We start from the raw sequence: 7,126 nt of genomic DNA, 5'->3' as shown, positions 1-7,126 counted from the left end.
CGGCCCGCGGGGGGGGCGCCCCCCCCCGCCCGGGGGCCGGGGGCCCCCCCCCGCCCCCCCCGCGCCCGGGGGGCGGCCCCCCCGGGCCATCGGAACAGCCGGACTGCGCGGTGTACGTCGGGACTACGCGGTGTACGTGAAGGTCACCGGGGCGCTGGTGCCGCCCGCCGTGGTCACCGTGACGCCCACCGGGCCGGGGCCCGCCGCCGCCGGGGAGGTGGCCGAGCAGAAGGACGGGCCGCAGGAGACGTGCGCGGCCGGCACCCCGCCGAACGCGACCGTCCCGTACGTCAGGTTGGTGCCCTGGAGGTACACCTGGGTGCCGCCGGCGGCCGGGCCGCTGGTGTAGGTCAGGTTGCCGACCGTCGGCGCGGGCGGGGGCGGGGGCGGGGCGCCCGTGTAGTCGAAGGCGGCCGGCGCCGCGACCGTGCCGCCGGGGGTCACCACGGAGACGGGTGCGCTGCCCGAGCCGCCGGGCGTGGTCACCGTGCAGGCGGTGTCGGTGCAGGTGCCGGCCGCCGGGACGCCGCCGACCAGCACCATGCCGTGCGCCAGGTTGCTGCCGCTGACGGTCACCGCGGTGCCGCCCGCGCCGGGGCCGGTGGTGGTGTCGAGGCCGTCGACCGTGGGCGGCGCCTGGACGACCGGCGCCGGGGTGGTCCCGTCGACCGACAGGGCCGTCACGTGGCCGGTCGGGTCGGTGTCGTTCGGATTGGACACGGTCACGACGATCTGGCCGGTCAGCTGCTGGGTGTAGTCGCGGCCCACGTTCAGCTTCATGAACTCGTAGCGCCCGGGCCTGCGGGTGCCGATGAGGACGGCGTCCAGGTGGCGCCCGTCGGGCGAGACGGACTCGGTGAAGGTGTAGTCGTACGGGGTGGAGTAGAACATGCCGAGCTCGGTGGTGAGCCCGGGCGGCAGGTCGACGGTGATGTGGGTCGGCCCGGTGAGGTCCTGGGTGCCGGCAGAGGTCCAGCCGACCGAGAGCTTGCCCGGTCCGGGAGGGGTGGTGCCCGGCAGGAAGCCGTTCAGGGCTGCGGTCACGTGCTGCCCCTGAACGGCGGGGGCGTCGGCGGGGGCGGCTGACGAGGCGGCGGCACCGGTGGCGAGGGTGGTCACGGACAGCGCGGCGGCGAAGCCCGCTTTGACCAGTCGAGTGATCATAGGCCGATCATCACGGTAGCGACGCGCAGTCTTCACGGGTTTGCCGAATATCGGTTCGGAATTGGCGGAATCCCATCGAAATCCCGTTCTGAATTCACCCCCGACACGCCCTCCGGCCTGCCGCGCAGCCCGCCCACAAGGCCCGTTTCGGTCGATGTCGGTGCGAACCTCTAATCTTGTGCACCGTGACCGCCATCGCTGACCCGCCCACCCTGCCCGGCCCCCGGCCGCCCGCCGGGTCCGTCGCGGCGAGGCCCGCGCCCGGCCCCGCCGCCGACGAGGGCCTGGCCCGCCGGCTCAAGGCGCTGGCCTGCACCGCCCCCCTGCACGACCTGGACAACCGCAAGGTCAACCTGGCGGGCGAGTACGGCGGCTACGCGATGGCCGAGGTCGGTCTCGCCGCGATCGACCTGGTCACCCTGCACATGGACTTCGACACCGGCGCCGACCGCGACATAGTGCTCGCCCGCCTGCTGCCCCGGGTCGCCGCCCAGGCCGCCGGCCGCCCCGCCGCCGAGCACGAGCGGGTCGCCCGCTGGGTGCTGGAGTCGCTGATCAACGTCGGCAGCGTCGACCGGGGCTTCCGCGCCGTCTACGGCACCTTCGGCGCGGACGGCGCGTACGTCCGGCGCGACTACGACTTCAAGCTGATCGAGGAGGTCCCCGGCCCCGACGGCGGCGTCTACCTGCGCACCACCGACGAGGCGGTCAACGTCCTGGTCGGCGCGCTCGACACCGACGTCACCTCGGCCCAGATCGCCGCCGAGGTCAAGCTGGAGGTGCTGATCCGCCGCGGCCGCTTGGCCGACGCCCAGCTCGCCGCCGAGCAGGCCCGCTACCGCACCGTCCAGTACGCCGAGACGCTGCGCCGCGCCCTCGACGCGACCCGGCGCAACGTCCGCGCCGTCGACTGGATGCGCGCCATCCCGGACCTCATCGACGAGGCGCTGGACCACATCGCCGACCGCTACCGGCACGAGAACGCGATTCTCACCAACATCCGCAAGGCCCGCGACGAGGCCGAGCCGAACACCCCCGAAGGGGCCGAGAACAAGCGCCGCGCCGCCGAGCTGCTCGACATCGTCAAGGACTGCATCCGCCGCCACACCAAGCTGCAGACCCGCCTGCTGGAGGCCGGCCCGCTGTTCCGCGCCGAGCAGGACCGGCAGGCCTTCGCCACCCCCGGCGCCCGCAGCGGCATCGACCTCTACGGCCAGCTGCTCGCCCCCGTGCTGCGGCTGCCGGTCGAGCAGGCCGTCCGCCCCACCGGTGCCTTCTTCGCCCGCGGCGCCGGCCTGCGCACCCCCGTCTCCGTCCGGGTCGCCGACCTGGTCGACCTGCTGCTCACCCCGCCGGTCGAGCGCGAGCACCTCGGCGCCGAACTGCCCGACCCGGACCTGGTCGCCACCCCGGACGACAGCCGCTTCTCCGAAGCCCAGCTGGAGGCCGCGCTGCTCCTGCTCGACCTGCCCGCCGACGCCCCCCGCCGGCTCTCCGGCCTGCTCGCCGAGGCCCGCGGGCAGGACCCGGAGCTGCCGTACCTGGTCGCCCTGCTGGCCGTCCACGCGGCCAGCCCGCCGGTCGGCACCGCCTACCGGCAGGGCGAGGAGCGGCTGCTGTTCGCCGTGGACGACGGCACCCCGCTGCGCGACCCGCAGTTCGGCGGCGCCGACCTGATCGTCGGCAGCGCCCTGCTCGACGCGGCCGGCATGGCCGCCGACCGCAAGGACGCCGGCTGACGAAGCCGCCGTCTCGACGCACCACCAGATCACCCGTACTAGCAACAGCCCCGAGGAGCACCGCCCGTGACGACCCACCACGACACGTCCTGGGCGGCCGAGACCGAACCCGCGGCCCCCGCCCCGATCACCCCGGGCGACGTCGCCGACGCCGCCCGGCTGGTCTCCTTCGGCCTCCAGGCCAAGCTGCTCCCCGCCCGCGACGCCGAGTACGCCGAACTCGTCCGCCGCCACCGCGAGGACCCGCCGTTCGCCCGGCTCGCCGACGCCGTCGCCACCGGCATGGGCCTGGTCGTCCTGGAGGTCTCGCCGCGCGCCGGCATGGCCGTCGCCGCCGCCGAGGACTCGCTGTTCGCCGTCCGGATGGGCGACTACTCGCGCCGCGCCGCCACCGAGTCCACCGACCGCTTCCTGCACGGCCTGGCCCACCTCGCCGTCGCCGCGATGGCCTTCCCCCGGCCCGAGGACCTCGCCGACGACGGCTACCTCGGCCGGATCACCGTCAACGGCGTCGACGCCTTCGTCCGCCAGGCCTGCCGCCGCCTGGAGGAGCAGGCCGCGACCGAGGGCGACAACACCGACCCGCAGTCCGACGCCCCCGGCCTGGAGGCCGCCTGGCGGGTCTGGGCCCGGCGCACCGCCACCGGCGCCACCAAGGACGCCCGCCGGCTCTCCGGCTCCACCATCGGCATCGTCGCCAAGGCCGTGCTGTTCCTGGTCGACTCCGGCTTCCTGCAGAAGGTCTCCGACGACTCCGGCGGCACCTACCGCACCACCGCCCGCTACCAGCTCCAGGTCCGCGACCTGGCCGGCAGCGCGGCCATGGCCGAACTGCTCGACCTCGGCATCGTCCCGGTCTCCGACGGCACCGCCAGCCTGCTGCCGCCGGACACCGGCGACGAACTGGTGGCCGACGCAGGCCTGCCGTTCCACTCGCTCTGACACCCCTACCCGACTCGCCCACGGAGAACCGCCGCACATGTACGAGCTCAACCGGGTCCGCCTCTACTCGATCGGACCGGCCGGCGCCCGCTACGCCGACACGGTGCTCGACCTGCGCGGTGTCGGCGAGCCCGTCGCCGACCCGGCCCCGCAGCAGATCGGCCTGTTCGGCGAGGACACCGAGGGCCCGGTCCGCCGCCCCGCCCCGGCCGGCGTGCTCTTCCTGGAGAACGGCGGCGGCAAGTCCGTCCTGCTCAAACTGATCTTCTCGGTGATGCTCCCCGGCCACCGCAACACCCTCGGCGGCGCCAGCTCCGGCGTGCTGCGCAAGTTCCTGCTCGCCGACGACTGCGGCCACGTCGCGCTGGAGTGGCAGCACACCGTCACCGGCGAGCTGATCGTGGTCGGCAAGGTCAGCGAGTGGCGCGGCCGCCAGGTCTCCTCCGACCCGCGCAAGTTCGCCGAGACCTGGTACTCCTTCCGCCCCGGCCCCGGCCTCACCCTGGACTCGCTGCCGGTCGCCGAACGCATCGGCCTGGCCGGCGACCAGAAGGCCCGCGGCCGCCGCCGCACCATGAAGGGCTTCCGCGACGCCCTCACCGAGGCCGGCAAGGCCCACCCGCACCTCGACCTGGTCTTCGAGGACGGCCACGACCGCTGGACCGAGCACCTCGGCGAACTCGGCCTCGACCCCGAACTCTTCCGCTACCAGCGCGAGATGAACGCCGACGAGGGCGAGGCCGCCGGCCTCTTCGCGGTCAAGCGCGACAGCGACTTCACCGACCTGCTGCTGCGCGCCGTCACCGACACCCGGGACACCGACGGCCTCGCCGACCTCGTCCACGGCTTCGCCGCCAAGCTCGGCCGCCGCGCCGAACTCACCGCCGAACGCGACTTCACCGCCGGCTCCCTCGACCTGCTGGAACGCATCGTCGAGGCCACCGGCGCCCGCGAGAGCGTCCGCGAGGCCCACCGCACCGCCGAACGCCGCACCCGCCGCCTCGCCCACGCCCTCACCTCCCGCGCCGCCGCCGAACGCGACCGCGCCCAGGACCTCGCCGTCGAGGTCGCCGCCGCCGCGGGCGCCGTCACCGCCGCCGAGGCCGACCGCACCCGGCACACCCTCATCACCGCCGAACTCACCCACCGGCACGCCACCCTGGGCCTCGCCGCGGCCACCGCCGAGGCCGCCGCACTGCGCCGCGAACTCATCGACGCCCGCACCCTGCACTCCGCCTGGCAGGCCGCCGAGGCCGTCCTGCGCCAGCGCGCCGCCGCAGACCGGATCACCCGGGTCGCCGCCGCCATCCGCGAGGCCGAACTCGACGCCGCCCCCGCGCTCGCCGCCCGTGCCCGCGCCGCCACCGCCCTGGCCCGGGCCCTGGAAGGCGCCGCCGCGGCCGCCGAGGCCCGTGCCGACACCGAGGAGCAGCGCGCCGGCGAGCTCCAGGACGACGGTGCCAAGGCCCAGTCCGACGCCACCGAGGCCGCCACCGCCGCCCAGAAGGCCCGCAGCGAGGTCGACCACCTGCGCCAGCGCCTCGCCGAGGTCGAGCAGGAGACCGCCGCCGCCGTCGAGGCCGGCTTCATCGACGCCGACGGCGACGTCGACCCGGCCCGCGCCGCCCTGCACGCCGCCGACGTCGAGAAGGCCGCCGGCGCCGCCCTCGCCCAGGCCCGTACGGCCGCCGAGGCCTGCGCCGCCCGGCTGCGCGAGGCCGCCGCCGCCACCGGCCGCGCCGAACTCGCCGCCGAACGCGCCGGCGACGCCCGCACGGCCGCCGCCCGGGCGCTCGCCGCCGAGCAGCGCACCGCCGCCCTGCTCGCCACCGAGCAGCGCCTCTCCGACCTGCTCTCCCTGACCCCCGCACCCACCGACTGGAGCGACGACGGGTCAGGGGCCGAGGAGGACGCCGGCTTCCTCACCCCCGCCGTCCTCGACCGCAACGCCGAGTACCTGCGCGAACTCCTCGACGAGTCCATCGCCACCGCCGAACGCACCCTGTTCGACCTGCGCACCGCCGCCGCCGACGACTCCCGCATCCTCGCCGCCCTCGGTGACGGCGGACTGCTGCCGCCCGGCCCGGACGTCCTGGCCACCGTCGAGTACCTCGCCGAGCACGGCATCCCCGCCCTGCCGGGCTGGCGCTACCTCGCCCAGTCCGTCGACCCGGCCGACCACGAGGCGATCCTCGCCGCCCGCCCCGAACTCGTCGACGGCGTCGTCGTCACCGACCCGGCCTCGCTGGAGCGGGCCCGCGAGGCCCTGCAGGCCGCCGCCCTGCTGCCCCGCTCCACCGTCGCCGTCGGCGCCGCCGCCTCCCTGATCGCCCCGATCACCGACCAGCCCGCGTTCTTCCTGGTGCCGCCGAACCCGGCCATGCACGACGAGTCCGCCGCCGACGACGAGCGCCGCGAACTGCGCGCCCGGGCGGGCGCCCGCGAGGAGCACATCCGCGAACTCGCCGCCCGCCTCGGCGCCGACCGCGCCCTCGCCGCCCGCCTCGCCTCCTGGCACGCCAGCTGCCCGCCCGGCACCCTCGCCGAACTCGCCGCCGCCGCCGAGGCCGCCCGCGAGCACGCCGAGCAGGCCGCCGCCGCCCTGGCCACCCTGCGCGCCGACCACGACGAGGCCGAGACCGACCACGCCGCCGCGGCCGCCGCCCACGAGGAGCACCGCGAGGCCGCCCAGCGCGCCCGCCGCCGCGCCGACGCCCTCTCCGGCCTCGCCTTCCGGCTGCGCGAGCGCGCCAACTGGGCGCGCCGCCAGCGCGAACTCGCCGAGGACGCCGCCGAGTGCGACCGCCGCCAGGCCGTCTGCGCCGAACGCGCCCGCACCTGCGACGAGGACCGTCGTGCCGCCCAGCGCGCCGCCGACGACGCCCGCCGCACCGCCCGTACCGTGCGCGCCGAACGCGCCGAGATCCCCGCCGCCGAGCAGGCCGACGAGCCTGCCGAGACGGCCCCCGCCGCACTGCCCGCCCTGCGCGAGGCCTACCGCGCCGCCTCCCAGCTGTACGAGAAGGTCGGCGTCGGCGCCGACCTGCGCGCCGAGCAGGCCCGCGCCGAGGGTGACGAGGCCGCCGCCGCGACCGAACTCGACCGCCTCACCAACAAGGTCCGCACCCGCGCCGAGGAACTCCTCGGCAGCCCCGACGGCGCCGACGGCCCGGCCCGCCCGGCCGCGGCCGCCCCCGGCGGGGTCCGGGGCGCGCCCCCCGCGGGCCGCCCCCCCGCCCCCCCCGAGCCCCGCGGGCGGGAGGGCGGGCGGGGCCAGGCCG

General features: G+C 76.6%; 4 protein-coding genes. 3 read left to right on the top strand and 1 reads right to left on the bottom strand.

What is annotated here, in order from left to right; genetic code table 11:
* Positions 1 to 123 precede the first annotated feature (123 nt).
* A complete protein-coding gene (locus ACFV61_RS22890) occupies positions 124 to 1,164 on the bottom strand; it encodes an IPT/TIG domain-containing protein (protein WP_380484568.1) in 1,041 nt (346 codons plus the stop codon).
* A 185-nt stretch (positions 1,165 to 1,349) separates the two neighbouring features.
* On the opposite strand from ACFV61_RS22890, the gene ACFV61_RS22885 reads away from it, so the two are divergent.
* The 3 genes from ACFV61_RS22885 to ACFV61_RS22875 form a co-directional block, all read left to right on the top strand.
* Positions 1,350 to 2,903, top strand: a complete 1,554-nt coding sequence (locus tag ACFV61_RS22885; RefSeq protein WP_079136051.1) for a hypothetical protein — start codon at positions 1,350 to 1,352, stop codon at positions 2,901 to 2,903.
* A gap of 66 nt (positions 2,904 to 2,969) precedes the next feature.
* A complete protein-coding gene (locus tag ACFV61_RS22880) occupies positions 2,970 to 3,845 on the top strand; it encodes a hypothetical protein (RefSeq protein WP_063350182.1) in 876 nt (291 codons plus the stop codon).
* 37 nt (positions 3,846 to 3,882) lie between these two features.
* A partial coding sequence (locus ACFV61_RS22875) for a hypothetical protein (protein WP_380493618.1) occupies positions 3,883 to 7,126 on the top strand: 3,244 nt, incomplete at its 3' end.

Origin of the sequence: Kitasatospora sp. NPDC059817 (assembly GCF_042731835.1) — a bacterium.
Taxonomy (GTDB): domain Bacteria; phylum Actinomycetota; class Actinomycetes; order Streptomycetales; family Streptomycetaceae; genus Kitasatospora.
This window is presented reverse-complemented; position numbering and strand designations above follow the sequence as displayed.